The following is a 15,234-nucleotide window of genomic DNA, read 5'->3' as shown; positions in this document are numbered from 1 at the left end:
TACGACATCCATTTAATATTTCCCCCTGATTTCTCTCTTTCTAGATCTATATTGCTACTTTCTAAAGATGAATATACCACGATTTAGAAGGAAAATGCTAGGATATGATAGTTTTTTGTTTGGAAATATTTAGTTTTATTTATTAAATAATTTTTACATTAGTTATAATAAAGCCAATTCTAGAAAATCGTTACTTTGTATAAAAAATTCTAAACGATTAAATTCTTGTAAATGAGGAACCAGACTTTTTCGAACAGACTCCAATCTTTCAGGAATCGCTGTGATTTTGATTCAGCGGCGAAGATGGCCATAATTTTATCCTCCAATTTTAAAAATCGCGTTCCTATTTTAAATATATTTCCAATTATAAAAAAATATTGTAGGAAGAAACAAGCGAGTCCGGAAATGGAAAAGTTGTTTTATCTGGCAATTGAGCGACGAGCCGGTGTTTCTTGTCTTCATCAATGATGGCGGATTCAAATCGGGCATCAAGAAATTCATCGTGGAATCATCGGCCAGCTGATTTTTTGACAGTTTATCGGGATTGGCGACTCGAATTTTGATGTGTTGCGAAGACTCGATACAATGGACGGGCGCATGGTCGAAAACGCGAACTTTTCCCATCTCGATGACATCAGCCAAGTATCAGATGAAAAATTATACGATCAGCTGTTGAATGAATTTCCGATGTGGCTGAAGGAAGCGAAAGAAAAGCGTATTTTGAAGTAAAGAAGTGATATTAGTCTTATAAATGAAAGCTTCTGCAATCGACAATCGCGGTTTAAGCACGCGGCCTTCCAGTTTACAAAACTTCACCTCATTGGTATATTGAGCGTGAATGCGATAGCCCAAAAATACGGATAAGGAAAAGAGGTTGGAAAAATGGATGTGAAATTTCCTATTGGACAATTACAGGTTCCAGAAAACGTAAAAGCTGAGCATGTTCAGGAATGGCTCGGGAAAATCGAAAGCTATACCACACGGCTGAGGGAAGTGGTCGATGGATTGAACGAGGAGCAACTGAACAAGAAGTACAGGGAAGGCAGCTGGACAGTCCGTCAGCTTGTGCATCATATTGCGGATTCGCAATTGAATATGTACCAGCGCCTGAAACTGGCTTTAACGGATGACAATCCGACCGTTCCTCCTTTTGATCAAGAAAAATGGGCTGCGCTTCCGGACAACGAACTGCCGGTGGAAAGTTCAATCCGAATGCTGGAAGGCTTGAACGAACGGATTGTCGCACTTGGACAACATGTAACGGACGAGCAGTTGGGACGCGTCTTCACCCATGAAACGAACGGTGAAATCAGCGTCGCCACGAAACTGGCGAAACTGTGCTGGCATGAAGAGCATCATTTGGAACATATCAAGATTGCCTTGGGAAATTAAGCCGTCAAATGTAATTTAAGTAGTAAGTACACAAAAGGAATCCGCCCCATTCAGCAATGGAGCGGATTCCTATTTATGTTTCATCGGTAAAGGTGAAGAGTCTCAATTGCGCCTAGCACAAGACTGATTTCGAAAGTGCAAACTCTGGAATGTACGGGGCAGCAGGAATTTCATTTAAAGCCCATTCTGTTCTACTGGAGATGGCGGCATGGATTTCAAGGAACGAATAGGTTGAGTTTGCGATGATGTAAGAGTAATCTGAAAATAGATATGAGAGGAGTGACAATGAATGGAAAAAACGATACCAGAAGTGAGCTTGAACGACGGAACCACCTTGCCGGTTACCGGACTCGGTACATATGGACTGTGGGGCAATGCAGGGGCGAACGCAGTCAGCAGTGGGATCAATGCCGGGTATCGGCTGATTGATACGGCATATAATTATGAGAACGAAGGAGCGGTTGGGGAAGGCATCAAGCGCAGCGGCATTTCCCGTGAAGAGCTGTGGATTACCTCTAAATTGCCTGGCCGTTATCATACTTACGAAAAAGCGTTGGTGGCGATTCAGGAATCGCTGTACCGTTCCAATTTGGATTATTTCGACCTATACGTGATCCACTGGCCGATTCCGAAACAAGACCTCTATGTAGAAGCTTGGCAGGCACTGATTGATGCGAAGAAATGGGGGCTCGTCCGGTCGATTGGCGTGAGTAACTTCCTGCCTGAGCACCTAGAGCGCATTGTGAAGGAGACCGAGGTGACGCCGAGTCTGAACCAAGTGGAATTGCATCCGTTCTTTAACCAGGAAGAACAGCGGAGAGTGCACGCAGAACACAAGATCCAAACACAATCGTGGAGCCCAATCGCCAGAGCGGCAGATATTCTGTCGAATGAAACGATCAGCAAAATTGCCGAGGCCCATAACAAGACAGTTCCACAGGTCGTGCTGCGCTGGCAATACCAAATCGGCTCTGTGTCGATTCCGCGCTCCACTTCTCCGCAGCGGCAGCGGGAAAACCTAGATATTTTTGATTTTGCCTTAAGCGAAACGGAAATGGCTGCGATCGCAGGCATGTCGCGCCCAGATGGCAGACTGTTTGATATGGATCCAGCTACTCATGAGGAGTTTTAAAATAAACACTAGCTGCACAATATTCCAAGTAAGTGTAGGCCTTGTGTGAACAGCAATTCTACCTATTGCTGCCAATACACGACAATTTAGATTCCATACGAAGACACATCCGTTATCACACGATTGCGGATGTGTCTTTTTTCGTTTATTCATTTTTATTAATAGAGTGGGACCCAGGGGAAAATCGTGATAACCATTTGTGTGAGCGGGTCCAAAACAGGGAACCCATTTACTAATAGGACAATTCCTTGATTGAATTAGAAAAGGAGCATATCAACATGGCACATAAACGAGATGTAATCATTTTGCGGGGGCTTCGCGAAAATAATTTGAAGAATATCGATTTAAATATCCCAAAAGAAAAAATTAATGTTTTTACCGGCCTGTCAGGCTCAGGGAAAAGCTCAGTCGTCTTTGATACGTTGGCAACAGAAAGCAGAAGGCAGATGACGCTGAACTATCCGCTTTACATCCGGCACCAAATGCCGCGGTATGAGCGGCCGCATGCCGACTTGATGCAGCACTTAAGCCCGGTGGTCGTCGTGGAACAGAAACCGGTGCGGAGTAATTCCCGCTCGACCGTCGGCACTTATATGGATATCGATCCGTTGATCCGGCTGTTGTTTTCACGGATCGGAAGTCCGCCGATCGGCTCAGCCACCGAATTTTCGAGTGAAAGTTCTTTCGGCAACTGCCCGGTGTGCAGCGGCTTCGGAGAAATCGTGGCGCCGGATATCCACAAACTCATCGATCACACGAAGTCACTCCGGGACTCCGCAGTGCGATTCAAGCCGCTGGCGCCGCCGGGCTGGCAGGGCAGATGGATGGTGGACGGCGGATTGTTCGACCCCAATCTCCCCATCAAAGATTTCACGGAAGAAAAATATAATCTTCTGGTCAACGGGCCGCCGGAAGGCGAGCGGGCATTTAGCACTTATTATTACAAAGTAGGCAATAGGGACATTGAATGGGACGGCATCCTTCCCAGGTTTATTCGCCTGTACATTAACCGGGACCTCACGAAACTGAAAATAACGTCCCAGGATGACGTGTTGGCGATGACCACAAATACACCGTGTCCGACCTGCGAAGGTTCAGGATTGAACCCGAAAGTACTGGAATGCAAAATCAACGGGCTCAATATCGTCCAATACGACCGCTTGGAAATGACGGATCTGTTGGGGGAACTGGCGAACATAAAAGACCCGGTCGGTACATCCATCGCGCAACAGGCCTACCCGAATGTCAAACAGCTGGTGGACCTGGGCTTGGGCTATTTGAGTCTGGCGCGAAAAGTGGGCACGCTGTCGGGCGGCGAAGCGCAGCGCGTGAAAATTGCCCGTCACTTGGGCAGCAGCCTGAACAACATCACGTATATTTTCGATGAACCGAGTGCAGGGCTTCATCCGGAAGAAATCGACATGTTGACGCATATGTTGAAAAATTTAAGAGACAACTACAACACTGTCGTCGTCATCGAACACAATTTAGCGGTCATCAAAACGGCAGATGAAATCATCGAAATGGGTCCGGGCGCGGGCGTGACCGGCGGTGAAGTGGTGTATCAAGGGGCACAGGCAGGGTTGAAGAGGGCTTCAGCCATCACCGATTTGGATCATAAGGTCAGCGTGAATAAAACCCCGCGACAGGCAGAACACAGTTTCTCAATCAAAAATGCTTCGGCCAATAACTTGAAAAATGTAAGTGTGGACATTCCGAAGAATGTCCTTGTCTCGGTATGCGGTGTTTCAGGTTCCGGCAAGAGTTCGTTAATGTTCGAAGCATTTACCGACAACTATCCTGAAACCATTTCAGTGGGCCAGGGCAGCATCGGAACTTCCAGCCGTTCGACACTCGCTACTTATATGGGGATTATGGATGACATTCGGTCAATTCTTTCAAAAGAAACAGGACAGCCGGTGGGCTTGTTCAGCTTTAATTCATCGGGAGCCTGCCCGGTCTGTGAGGGCAAAGGCGTCACTACGCCGGATGTGGCTTTTGCGGATCCCGTGACCGTCACGTGTGAAGCCTGTAGAGGGACGCGGTATTCAGACGAAGCCCTGTCCCACCGCCACTTAGGAAAAAACATCGTGGAAATTTTGGAACTGTCGATCGACGAAACCAATCATTATTTAAAAATGCCGAAAATCGTCAAAAAAGTTGATACCTTAAAAGATGTAGGCTTGGGCTACCTGACATTAGGGCAGACGACAAGTTCGTTGAGTGGAGGAGAAGTGCAGCGCCTAAAGCTTGCCAGCCACCTGAAAAAAGAAGGGCAAATCTATTTGTTGGATGAACCGTCGTTGGGTCTGCACACGAAAGACAACGCTCATTTATTGGACGTTTTCCAAGGCCTCGTAGACAAAGGGAATTCAGTCATCCTCATTGAACACAATCTGAACTTTATCGCCGCGAGCGACTGGGTAATCGAAATGGGTCCAGGCGGCGGGAAAAAGGGCGGAGAAGTCTTGTTTGAAGGAACACCGGAAAGCATGCTCCAGTCGGAAACATTGACGGCGAAGTGGCTAAGAAAAGGGATCAAGGGGTAATTAAGTGATAGGTGCTGTGGAGTTGATCAACTTCTTGTGAAGGAAAAGAAAAAATTTATCGGGAGGAGGAGTTCACTATGGATGAAAACACATTGAAGAAAGCAAAATTATTTACCGTCTTAAATCTGATTGTTTATTTTCTGACGCTCGGCGTCAATTACCTCGGCTCTTCCGGCTTTTTCGCTGGGAATAGCCAGAAAGACATTTCCGACCGATACATGACGCTGATTTCCCCGGCGCCGTTTACATTTTCGATTTGGGGCGTGATTTACACGCTTGTGCTGGTTACGCTGGTCTATCTGTTCATCAAACGGAAAGATGCGAAAGTCAGCCGTCTGATCCTGTTGATTTCGCCATGGTTTATCCTGAGCTCGCTGTTCAACATGGCCTGGATCGTCGCGTTCTCTTATGAACGATTGGGCATTTCCACGATTTTGATCATCGGTCTGCTGTTCTCATTGTTCCTCATCATCGGAAAAATCTATACCCACCGCTTCGAAGTTCCTTCGACCTTGGCAGGAATCAGCTTTACGCTCTACGCTGCGTGGGTGACCATTGCGACCGTCGTCAACACTGGATTGCTTTTGGTGCAGCTGGAATGGAGCGGTTTCGGCATTTCCTATTCGATCTGGACGCTGATCATATTAGGGGTGGCCATCGCATTCGTGCTCGTTTACTTGTCGAAGTACAAAAACGCGGCCTTCCCGCTTCCTTTGGCATGGGCGTTCTTCGGGATCTACGCTTCGTATAGGAGTGGAGAGGTGAATCCGGAGTTATCGACGGCCATCCAAGGGGTTCTGATTGCCGGTATTGTCATATTCTTGATCGTTGCGGTATGGAGATTTATTAAAAATGGAAAGGCTCTTTTTCCAAGGCATACGTTTTAAAAGCGTTCACTAAATAAAAGCAGGCACATATATAGCCGCTCCGAGGAGATCAACATTCCTTGGAGCGGCTATTTGGTTTATTCAAGCTTATAAATTGTTTGAGGAAATGTGTGGTTCCTAGGGATCGAAACAAAGCAGTTTTTACTGCTCAAGTCAAAACGCTCCAAATCTTCCGTCGACTCCTTCTTCAAAATTCCTGAAAATAGAATTCATTTACAGTATATTGAATAGAAGACATGAATTTGAATTTACAAAAGGAGGAAAATCAATGGCAGTTTTAGTAAAAGGGCAAAAAGTAGATTTAACAAAAGCGAATCCGAAGCTGGACAAGATAAAAGTAGGGCTCGGATGGGATACCGGCACTAGCGGCCAAACTTTTGATTTGGACGCGGTCGCATTGATGGTGGATGAGGCAGGACAACTGGCAGGCAAAGAAAGCATCGTTTTCTATAATAACTTGAACAGCGCAAATGCAGCGGTTCAATTATCAAAAGACAACCGGACAGGCGAAGGGTCGGGGGATGACGAACAAATCCTGATCGATTTGAAAAAGATTTCGTCTGGCATTAAGAAAATTGTCGTAGCGATCCATATGTATGATGGAGAATCTAAGAAGCAGGACTTCAGCCAAGTGGCAAACGCCTATGTCCAAATCGATGACGCGGAGAGCGGACAGCAATTACATAGATACGAATTGGGGAAAGATTCTTTGACCGGCACTGGAGTTATTACAGGCGAAGTCTATCTGCATAACGGGGAATGGAAGTTTGCAGCTATCGGACAAAGTTTTGAAGGTAGCCTGAGTGAGTTATGCGCCACTTATAACTTTCAAGCGGATTCAGCTTTTTACGTAAAAGTGCCAGCCAAAACAGAATCGCCGAAAACCGCTGGAACTTCTTCGATCAATCTCACGAAAATTGAGTTGAAAAAGACAGGCGACAAAATCAATTTGAACAAAACCGATTCTCCTCTGGGCGAAATTCTGGTGAATCTGAACTGGAACCAGAAAACGGGGAAAGGATTTTTGTCATCGGTTTTAAATGCCAGCTCTTCTGTTGATTTGGATCTGGGTTGCCTCTTTGAACTGGAAGACGGCTATAAAGGAACCGTTCAGGCCCTGGGAAATACTTTTGGTGACTTGATTTATGAGCCGTATATTGCATTGGACCAGGACGACAGGACTGGGGCAGTCAAAGGCGGCGAAAACCTGCGGATCAATGGCAATAAAATCACGAAGTTCAAGCGCATTCTTGTCTATGCGTTCATCTACGAGGGAGCGGCGAATTGGGCAGAAGTTGATGGAGTCGTGACATTGAAGCAGCAAAGCGGTCCGGATATCGAGGTTCGCCTGGATGAACACCGAAAAGGAAAAAGGATGTGTGCGATCGCACTTCTTGAAAACGTCAGCGATGAAACAATGAGTGTGAAAAAAGTGGTCGAGTATTTCAATGGTCATAAGGAAATGGACAGAGCCTTTAAGTGGGGTATGAGCTGGAGCGCGGGATCTAAGTGAAACTTTAAAAATCACGTCCCTCTTTGCAAGAAGATTTCGTTTGTTAAAGATGATTGAATATCAAAAAGCTATCCTAAATGAAATCAGCTATTTTCGAGGATGCCTTATTCAAATTTATAAGAGTTAGGAAATATTCATACATGCATCGTACACAGTAGTTATCTCCCCTTACAATAGAGGTAAAAAGCCACTCCTAGGAAAGAACTATTCCTGAGAGTGGCTTTTTTTTAATCATGCTTATAAATTCTTCGGGAAATTTATCGTTTTCCTCGAATCGACCAAGAGATAATAAGGCTCTATTCTAAAGTTTTTTAAGTATAAAACTATAAAGTGCAGATTCACAAAAAGGGATGAAAAAGATTACAAGTTGTATTATTAGGATATCACTTAAAAAAATGGGATAATATAGAAAATAATAAGAAGTATTTAGAGAATAAGTTGTACTAAGAACAAACAAATTAAAACTAAGGAGAAATGTAACGTGATGAAAAAAACTATAATACTAGCTTCTGTACTAACACTAGCTATAATTTCTGGTTGTGGCAATCAAGACGAAGCAACGAATAAGGATTCTGATTCTGTAAATGAAGAAGTAACAACAGAAAATACAAATGTAGAAAAAGAAACGAATAATGAATTCTATTTTAAAGATAATGAAGCAAAACTAAATGACTTAAAAATTAAAATTACAGAAACTAAAGTTATTCAAACAGGTGAAAAAGGAAATGAATATGGTGAAAAACCTGTATTTGCAGTTTGGTATGAAGTCACTAATTTAAGTGATAAAGAAATTGACCCTAATATTGGATGGATAGCAGTATTTGAAGCAGTACAAGACAATAATCCTAATGCAATCAACACTCTTAATGTTGGTGGACTTCCAGATGATCAATTTCTCGATTCTCAATCAGAAATAATAAAAAAAGATGGTACTGTAAAGAATGCAATAGCATATGAATTAGATGATTTAGAAACACCTGTAACATTAATTGCTACACAAGGTATAGATGGAAATAAATTAGGCGAGCAAGCTTTTAATATTAAATAACTACTTAAAAGCTGTTGAAATCGAATCCTTGGGAAAGAATCAATTCTAAGAAATTTTTAGAATACACTTTAATTTGTATTTCATACAATAGTAAAATCGAGCCCCAGTGCATGAAAAAAATTGGTTTATTTACTACAATTGAATATCCCGAAAGCCGCCATCCTCATTGAAATAAGCCTATTTCAAGGATGGCTTTTGCATGTTTATGAGTGTTAAAAAACTCAAAGAAGAAACCTTCCTTAGAAAAAGTACAATAAAACAGCAGAAAAAATTTCTGCTGTCAGATAAACCGTTATTCCAAAAACTGCATGTCTGTCAATAATGCGAAATCAGGCTGCTCTTTCAGGAACTTCAAGTCAAAAGAAGAATCGCCGAATGCCTGGATTTCTTCAGGAGCTAGGGCAGTATCGAAGATCATGTTGTCCCATGCGCCATCGATGATAGAGGCTTTCAACTTCTGGCCCGTGATGTCATCAATTGTGTTGATGGTGATTTCTTTTGCTTCATCCGGATTTTGCGCGATAAATTCAGGGGCTTCTTTATGCGCATCTACAATGCCTTGGGTCATAGTAAATCTCCTCCCTGGGAAAGAAACAACTCTAAAAGATTTTGACAATACATTACATTTTATTCCATATTAATTGCCATTTCTAGCAAATCAACATTCTTCAGAGTGGCTATTTGGTTTATTCATCCTTATAAATTGTTTGGGAAATATGTGGTTCCCTAAGAACGGTACAATTATTCAATTTGACAGGGGATTTAATCCTTTTGAATTGAAAATGACAATGCCCACCCGATTTTTGGGTGGGCAGGTCTTATTTGGGGTACACAGTGCACAATTAAATGTATTTCCTTCATGGAAGATACGATGGAAGTACCGTTTTCTAATATTCTCCGTATATGGCCGCCCATGTATACGTGCCTACAATGCCATCGACTTTCAAGCCTCTATCTGCCTGGTATTGCCGGACATTTCTTTTGGTTTCAGGTCCAAAGATTCCATCAACTGCTGTTTTTAGTCCAAGCTCATTTAATGTCCATTGGAGAAGTTTCACTTCAATGCGCGCACTTCCTTCATGCAGTATAAACTGATGTTCCGGTGCAATATCCATTAAATTCCTGAGGTTGGCCGGCAGTTTTTCTTCTTGATCTAAAGGTTTTTTATGCTCCCCGTATAGTGCCACCCATGTATACGTGCCTACAATGCCATCGACTTTCAAGCCTTTTTCCGCTTGGTATTGCCGGACATTTTTTTGGGTCTTAGGTCCAAAGATTCCATCAATCGCTGTTTTTAGTCCGTACTGATTTAATGTCCATTGGAGAAGTTCCACTTCAATGCGCGCACTTCCTTCGCGCAGAATAAACTGATGTTCCGGTGCGATGTTCATTAGATTCTCAAGGTTGGCTGGCAGCTTGTCCCGGTTAACTGCAGATGCATGGCTTGTGGCTTCCACCGGTTGAAAAGAGAGGGGAGATGCAACCAATAACCCGAATGCCAGAAACATTGGAATCCATTTCTTCTTCAAGGCTGATTCCTCCAGAAGTTGTATTTGCCACATATTTACCCAGTCTATTATTAAAAGAAACTATAATTTGTATTTAAAAATCACGCCCCTACTATATTAAATAGATAGACGGCAATACAAAGAACCATTGTTTTCCGGTTATATAAGAAGTACCAATCAAAAAAAATGCCGCTCTGAGGAAATCAACATTCCTTGGAGCGGCATTTTGTTTTATTTATGCTTATAAAATGGTTAAGTATTGTGTTGATCCCAAGCAATGGAACAGTTCAATCAAAACGCCCCAGATCCACCGCCACCACCGCCGACTCCTACACCAGAACCAACCGAGCTGCCGCTTGCGCTGGCAGTAGTCGAACCCGCTGACACGAAGATTGCCGTCATGAACACCGGATTCATAACAATGCTGGAGTCATCTGCCGTATTCGCGGAAGTGAAGGCTGCTGCTTTCCGTTCGGCGGTTTTCGGATCGCTGCCGAGCAGATAGGCGTAGGCGCGCTGTTGTTCGTCTGAGGTCAGAGCGTGCCACTGGCTTTCAGGCAAGTTTTGCATCGCCGCCTTTAGTTGGCGCCAGTGATGGCGGATTTCGAGCCCGTCAAATGCGATCGGCGCATAGCCGATGGCAAAGCCGAACGCGAGCATCGCCAAAACGATGGATGCTGCCATCGCAGGGAACAGCACGTTGACTCCGGTATAAATGGCGAGGCCGATAAACAACATGCCCATGATGCCAACTGTCCAACGCAGCACCGGATGTTTCTCGTAAAAATTTTTCGCTTTTACTTCGGCGGTGATGCCTTTATTCCATTCGGCGATCGCTTCGTTATACGCTAAATGATTTTCGACATTTTCCGTGTATTGTTCCACTTGCCCCAGCGTGAATTCACGGCCGTCGCCGATACGGTCGAATAATAAGCCAATCAAGGTTTCTTCATGGGCGAGGTCGGTTTTTCGATTGATCAACTCGAACTGATCTTCTGAGAGTTGCTTGATATTGCCTTTTCGCATGAGCTCCAGGATTGCTGCCGAGATAGCGTTCGGCGACAGGAACGCCGAGTTGGCGAAATGGAGCAGTGCGGGAATGCTCATCGATTCTTTTGGTACGAAAAATTCGTACGGGTAATTGCGGATTTGCCGCTTGCGCCGAGCAGCGCGCATCCAGGCTAGCAAGATTCCACCCAGCAGCAAGGCACCAAGAACCGCAATCGTTGGAATCGCAATTACGCGCGCGGTTTGCTGATTTTGAGCAAAAAGCGCTGCTTCGTTTTCCTGTTCTACGCGGTCTTGGGCTAGGTCGTCCCGAATTGTTCCACCGAGTGCAGTGGCACCTGGGAACAGCTCGGATTCAAAAATTGCTCGGACATTGGCGTTTTCACCGTCCGGCACAGAGCCAAGTTCGAAAACCGCAGTGCCGTCATCTGTGATGCGTTCCGTCCCAAATGCTTCCCCGTAGCCCAATGCCTCAACATTGTGGGCCGGAAGGGGCGGTGTGATGGAAATTGTCATGTTGCCGTAATCGCTTTCGTTGCTTTCATCAAAGAACGCCCAGTAAAATTGCGCGCCATCTTCAAATTTTTCCACAGCGTTGGTAATTTCGTAATTCAATTCGATCTCAATCGTTTCGTCGTCTTCACCCGAGCGGTAAATCTGGTAAACGCCGTCTTCCATTTCAACTTTCAACGCTTTGCCGTTTTCCACAGCGGAGAAGTTCTCGATCGCCGTGCCTTTTTTGGCAATCAGACCGCGCGTGATGCCGTTGAAATCATCTTCGAATTCATACGTGAATTGTTCCGTGACATCCGCAGTGCCGTCTTCATTTAACTGCGCATCGATCCGGACTTCCGTAATGTCAAAGTCCACCGCGTAGACCTGCGTCGGAACGAGCACGACCAACACAACAGCCAGCAAATACGGAAGGATTTTTTTGCTTCCCATGATCCATCACCTCTTGCATAACAATACGGACGGCGTTTGAAAAGGTTTCATTAAGAGAATGGTAGCGGGAGGGTGAGGCGGAGATGCTTTCTGAAACCATTTAGGCGTTTATCCGTAGGAAGAGGAAAGAAAAGTTTTTATGAGGTAAGCTAAAATTCATATTTTCAAAACAAGAGGGGGGACAGGAAATGAAAGCAATGGTCTGCACACGTTATGGGCCTCCGGAAGTTTTGGAGCTTCAACAGCTGGAGAAGCCGGTGCCGAAAGCCAATGAAATTGGGATAAAAGTTCAAGCATCTACCGTAACAGCAGGGGATTGCGAGATGCGGAGCTTCCAATTTCCGGTGTTGCTGTGGATTCCGCTGCGACTGTTTTTCGGTTTGCGGAAACCTAGGCTGAGCGTATTGGGGCAGGAATTTGCCGGAGAAGTTGAAGCCCTGGGAACGGAAGGGACGCAGTTCAAGAAAGGGGACCGTGTTTTCGGCGCGACTGAATTGAAGCTTGGCGCATATGCCGACTTTCTCTGTCTTCCGAGCAACTATGCGATCGCCCGTATGCCGGAAGGGATCAGTTTTGAAGAAGCCGCCACCATTCCGACAGGCGGAATAAATGCCTTGTTTTTTCTCAGGAAAGCCAGAATCCAACCCGGCCAAAAAGTTCTGATCATCGGAGCCGGCGGAAGCATAGGCGTGATAGCTGTTCAGCTCGCCAAAAATTGGGGAGCTGAAGTGACGGCCATCGACAGCGGCGAAAAGCTGGACATGCTTTTATCCATTGGAGCGGACAAAGTAATTGATTACCAGCAGGAAGACTTTACCACATCTAGTGAAACCTATAATGTGGTCTTCGATATTGCAGGGAAAAGCCCTTTTTCGAAAACCCTCAAATCCGTGAAGCGAAAAGGCTTCTATTTGATGGGAAATCCGAGACCAGCCCAACTGTTCCGGAGGTTTTTGCCGACAATGAAAGGCGGCCGAGAAATCATAGCCGGAGCGGCGGAATATAAAGCCGATGATTTACGCTATCTCAGCAACTTGTTGGCAGCTGGCAAGATCAAGCCGGTCGTTGATCGGATCTTCCCTTTTGAGCAGCTGCGTGAAGCGCACCATTATGTAGAGAGTGGATCGAAAAAAGGCAATGTTGCCATCAGCCATCAATGAAAAATTGCCGAGTTGTATAATCCACTTCTAAAAGCGTCTCATGCTCACTTTTTGTACCATTAACATTCAAAATGAATAACGACTACCAAATCAAGGTGCAATTTGGTAGTCGTTCTGTTTATTTTTAATGTTTTGCTGCAAGAAAAGGAACTTGCTGCTCGAATGAGTTTTTTACAACCTAATCTAAATGGAAGATCAGGGAGTTCGGTTATTGTTGCTGTTTATTAATTTATTATTTTCACCTGGGGTGCGCGCCTGGTCTTTCAGCGATTGGTTCTTTTGTTCTTGTAAATTAGAATTTTGCTGTTCTGAGGTTTCCTTGTTCTTTTCTTCAAGGAGTTCGTTCATTTTTTCAATGTTTGTTTCTTTTGTAGATGGCTTGTCTTGGCTCATAAAATACCCCTCTCTTAGCTGTTTTTATTTGTATTCCCCGAGGCAATAGAGATAAACACTGGCAGGGAATAAAGAGCGCCGCTAGGCTGAAAGACCTTCCTAATTGAGTCGCAAAAAACGCCTGATGAAGAACAGGCCATTTAGTGTGGAAAGGTTAGCACTCCAGAGAGAGGGATATACTAAGAGAAAGAAGAAAGGGTGAGTTGGATGAAAGCAAGGTTGGACTGGGATGGCGGTATGGCTTTTAACGGATTGACGGAATCGGGGCATCGGGTGGTATTGGATGCCGACGCTGAAAGCGGCGGGGCTAATAGCGGGCCGCGGCCGACTGAACTCCTTTTGCACGCAGCGGCCGTGTGTACAGGAATGGACATCGTGATGGTTCTGAGTAAGATGCGTTTGACCGTGGAGGAATTTTTCATTGATATCGAAGGAAGGCGTGCAACGGAACACCCGAAACGGTTTACGGATATCGCCATCACCTATCATCTGAAAGGGGATCTCCCTAAAGATAAAGTCGTGCGGGCCATTAAATTATCCAGGGAGACCTATTGTTCGGTCACGCATTCCTTGAATTCCACCCTTAGCTACCACTATGCACTGAATGATGAGCCAATTGAAACAGTGGAGGCATAAACTTGCAAGTTAAGGCAGGTGCTAGCGGTGAATGCGGCAGGGCTATGATAAACAAATAGCGCGGGATTCTCTAAAACTGAGAATCCCGCGCTATTAATTTTATTAGTAACAAATCAATGGATATCCCGCTTTTTAGAGCTTTCTAATAAATATAACGTTCTATTGGCCGTTTTGGCAGGGAAAACTGGCAAGAAGAGCAGGTGTCTAAGTTGAGCTGAAAACTTAAGCGGAAAAAGGAATAGGGGCCAGTTGTCTTGAATTTTATAAAGGAAGAGTAAAAACTGCGAGGCTAACGCCTCGGAAAGGAGGGAACATCATGCTGTTTATGTTGGTTGTCAAAGCATCACCCACTTCGGAAGCCGGAACGCTCCCCAGTTTGGAAGGGATGGAAGCTATGTCGAAGTATAACGAGGAGTTGGTCGAGGCAGGCGTTCGGGTGATGGCAAAAGGACTTTATCCCAGTTCGAAAGCACTTCGCCTTTCGTATGCGGAGCCTGGTGAAAAACCCATAGTTACAGAAGGTCCTTTTGCCAATCCGAAAGAAACCATTTCCGGTTTCATCTTGATTGATGTCGAATCGAGGGAAGCGGCTATCGAATGGGCAATGCGGATGCCGGACCCGATCGGGCATGGCGAAGGGGAAGTTGAATTGCATCAGGTGTTCGAAGGGCCGGTGTAGGTGTAGAGTTCCGAACCGATTCCGCTTAAGGCGTACGCTTCACTTGGTGCATCATATAAAACGCGTCTTTGGAAAAGAAAAAAATTCTAAGCGATATTGACACTACACGCTAATTTATACCTCATGCGTCACCGTTCAGTGGAAATCAGCATTCCACTGAGCGGTTTTTTGTTTTATTTAAGCTAGTTGAAGAAATTGCGATCCTGTGCCGAACACAATTTTCGGTATGCCAGAAAGCTGCTTACACTAAATGCCACTCTCAATAATATAAGGAATGGCGATTGTATTTATATGAAGAAAAGAAATTATTCGTTATGGAGTGCTTACCCTATAGGATGCAACAACAAGTTTACTGACAACGCCGCACAAGATTTTGTGGAAGCT

General features: G+C 44.8%; 14 protein-coding genes. 10 read left to right on the top strand and 4 right to left on the bottom strand.

The features are described from left to right. The first annotated feature begins 585 nt into the window (after positions 1-585). The 7 genes from AC4EHB_RS11935 (at position 586) to AC4EHB_RS11905 (ending at position 8,521) form a co-directional block, all read left to right on the top strand. Complete coding sequence (locus AC4EHB_RS11935; RefSeq protein ID WP_490981638.1) at positions 586-729, top strand: VWA domain-containing protein; 144 nt, start codon at positions 586-588, stop codon at positions 727-729. Between the two features lie 153 nt (positions 730-882). After that, positions 883-1,392: a YfiT family bacillithiol transferase gene (locus AC4EHB_RS11930; protein WP_490981637.1), complete on the top strand. Its 510-nt coding sequence runs from the start codon at positions 883-885 to the stop codon at positions 1,390-1,392. 289 nt (positions 1,393-1,681) lie between these two features. Next, positions 1,682-2,524: an aldo/keto reductase gene (locus tag AC4EHB_RS11925; RefSeq protein WP_490981636.1), complete on the top strand. Its 843-nt coding sequence runs from the start codon at positions 1,682-1,684 to the stop codon at positions 2,522-2,524. A gap of 278 nt (positions 2,525-2,802) precedes the next feature. After that, positions 2,803-5,073: an excinuclease ABC subunit UvrA gene (locus tag AC4EHB_RS11920; RefSeq protein ID WP_490981635.1), complete on the top strand. Its 2,271-nt coding sequence runs from the start codon at positions 2,803-2,805 to the stop codon at positions 5,071-5,073. A gap of 77 nt (positions 5,074-5,150) precedes the next feature. Further along, positions 5,151-5,960 carry a TspO-related membrane protein gene (locus tag AC4EHB_RS11915; RefSeq protein ID WP_490981634.1) on the top strand — a complete coding sequence of 270 codons (810 nt, stop codon included), beginning with the start codon at positions 5,151-5,153 and terminating at the stop codon, positions 5,958-5,960. 268 nt (positions 5,961-6,228) lie between these two features. Further along, complete coding sequence (locus tag AC4EHB_RS11910; protein ID WP_490981633.1) at positions 6,229-7,473, top strand: TerD family protein; 1,245 nt, start codon at positions 6,229-6,231, stop codon at positions 7,471-7,473. A gap of 484 nt (positions 7,474-7,957) precedes the next feature. Then, the gene (locus AC4EHB_RS11905; RefSeq protein WP_490981757.1) at positions 7,958-8,521 is read left to right on the top strand and encodes a DUF5067 domain-containing protein; all 564 of its coding nucleotides are present in this window, start codon (positions 7,958-7,960) and stop codon (positions 8,519-8,521) included. A gap of 292 nt (positions 8,522-8,813) precedes the next feature. On the opposite strand, the gene AC4EHB_RS11900 is transcribed toward AC4EHB_RS11905, so the two are convergent. The 3 genes from AC4EHB_RS11900 to AC4EHB_RS11890 all read right to left on the bottom strand — a co-directional run bounded on the left by AC4EHB_RS11900 (position 8,814) and on the right by AC4EHB_RS11890 (position 11,982). Next, the gene (locus AC4EHB_RS11900) at positions 8,814-9,089 is read right to left on the bottom strand and encodes a hypothetical protein (protein ID WP_490981632.1); all 276 of its coding nucleotides are present in this window, start codon (positions 9,087-9,089) and stop codon (positions 8,814-8,816) included. Between the two features lie 319 nt (positions 9,090-9,408). Next, the gene (locus tag AC4EHB_RS11895) at positions 9,409-10,050 is read right to left on the bottom strand and encodes a peptidoglycan-binding domain-containing protein (RefSeq protein ID WP_490981631.1); all 642 of its coding nucleotides are present in this window, start codon (positions 10,048-10,050) and stop codon (positions 9,409-9,411) included. Between the two features lie 270 nt (positions 10,051-10,320). Then, positions 10,321-11,982, bottom strand: a complete 1,662-nt coding sequence (locus AC4EHB_RS11890) for a DUF2207 domain-containing protein (protein WP_490981630.1) — start codon at positions 11,980-11,982, stop codon at positions 10,321-10,323. A 188-nt stretch (positions 11,983-12,170) separates the two neighbouring features. Between AC4EHB_RS11890 and AC4EHB_RS11885 the strand changes: the two genes are divergently transcribed. Beyond that, entirely contained in the window at positions 12,171-13,142 is a 972-nt protein-coding gene (locus AC4EHB_RS11885; RefSeq protein WP_490981629.1) for an NAD(P)-dependent alcohol dehydrogenase, read from the top strand. 195 nt (positions 13,143-13,337) lie between these two features. On the opposite strand, the gene AC4EHB_RS11880 is transcribed toward AC4EHB_RS11885, so the two are convergent. Beyond that, positions 13,338-13,535 (bottom strand): hypothetical protein, encoded by a 198-nt coding sequence (locus tag AC4EHB_RS11880; RefSeq protein WP_490981628.1) that lies wholly within the window; start codon positions 13,533-13,535, stop codon positions 13,338-13,340. 207 nt (positions 13,536-13,742) lie between these two features. Here AC4EHB_RS11880 and AC4EHB_RS11875 point away from each other — a divergent pair, with 207 nt between their 5' ends. Next, the gene (locus tag AC4EHB_RS11875) at positions 13,743-14,171 is read left to right on the top strand and encodes an OsmC family protein (RefSeq protein WP_490975835.1); all 429 of its coding nucleotides are present in this window, start codon (positions 13,743-13,745) and stop codon (positions 14,169-14,171) included. A gap of 316 nt (positions 14,172-14,487) precedes the next feature. Next, positions 14,488-14,850, top strand: coding sequence for a YciI family protein (locus AC4EHB_RS11870; protein WP_490981627.1), 363 nt, complete (start codon positions 14,488-14,490; stop codon positions 14,848-14,850). The last annotated feature ends 384 nt before the right edge of the window (positions 14,851-15,234 follow it).

The sequence above is a fragment of the Planococcus sp. TJ-302 genome (assembly GCF_058268455.1).
The sequence above is the reverse complement of the archived record's forward strand: the minus strand, read 5'-3'. Positions and strand labels throughout refer to the sequence as shown.

What these genes read in the sequence shown, in the direction of transcription:
- AC4EHB_RS11935 (WP_490981638.1), top strand. Translation starts at nt 586, where the DNA reads ATGGACGGGCGCATGGTCGAAAACGCGAACTTTTCCCATCTCGATGAC.
- AC4EHB_RS11930 (WP_490981637.1), top strand. Translation starts at nt 883, where the DNA reads ATGGATGTGAAATTTCCTATTGGACAATTACAGGTTCCAGAAAACGTA.
- AC4EHB_RS11925 (WP_490981636.1), top strand. Translation starts at nt 1,682, where the DNA reads ATGGAAAAAACGATACCAGAAGTGAGCTTGAACGACGGAACCACCTTG.
- AC4EHB_RS11920 (WP_490981635.1), top strand. Translation starts at nt 2,803, where the DNA reads ATGGCACATAAACGAGATGTAATCATTTTGCGGGGGCTTCGCGAAAAT.
- AC4EHB_RS11915 (WP_490981634.1), top strand. Translation starts at nt 5,151, where the DNA reads ATGGATGAAAACACATTGAAGAAAGCAAAATTATTTACCGTCTTAAAT.
- AC4EHB_RS11910 (WP_490981633.1), top strand. Translation starts at nt 6,229, where the DNA reads ATGGCAGTTTTAGTAAAAGGGCAAAAAGTAGATTTAACAAAAGCGAAT.
- AC4EHB_RS11905 (WP_490981757.1), top strand. Translation starts at nt 7,958, where the DNA reads ATGAAAAAAACTATAATACTAGCTTCTGTACTAACACTAGCTATAATT.
- AC4EHB_RS11900 (WP_490981632.1), bottom strand. Translation starts at nt 9,089, where the DNA reads ATGACCCAAGGCATTGTAGATGCGCATAAAGAAGCCCCTGAATTTATC.
- AC4EHB_RS11890 (WP_490981630.1), bottom strand. Translation starts at nt 11,982, where the DNA reads ATGGGAAGCAAAAAAATCCTTCCGTATTTGCTGGCTGTTGTGTTGGTC.
- AC4EHB_RS11885 (WP_490981629.1), top strand. Translation starts at nt 12,171, where the DNA reads ATGAAAGCAATGGTCTGCACACGTTATGGGCCTCCGGAAGTTTTGGAG.
- AC4EHB_RS11880 (WP_490981628.1), bottom strand. Translation starts at nt 13,535, where the DNA reads ATGAGCCAAGACAAGCCATCTACAAAAGAAACAAACATTGAAAAAATG.
- AC4EHB_RS11875 (WP_490975835.1), top strand. Translation starts at nt 13,743, where the DNA reads ATGAAAGCAAGGTTGGACTGGGATGGCGGTATGGCTTTTAACGGATTG.
- AC4EHB_RS11870 (WP_490981627.1), top strand. Translation starts at nt 14,488, where the DNA reads ATGCTGTTTATGTTGGTTGTCAAAGCATCACCCACTTCGGAAGCCGGA.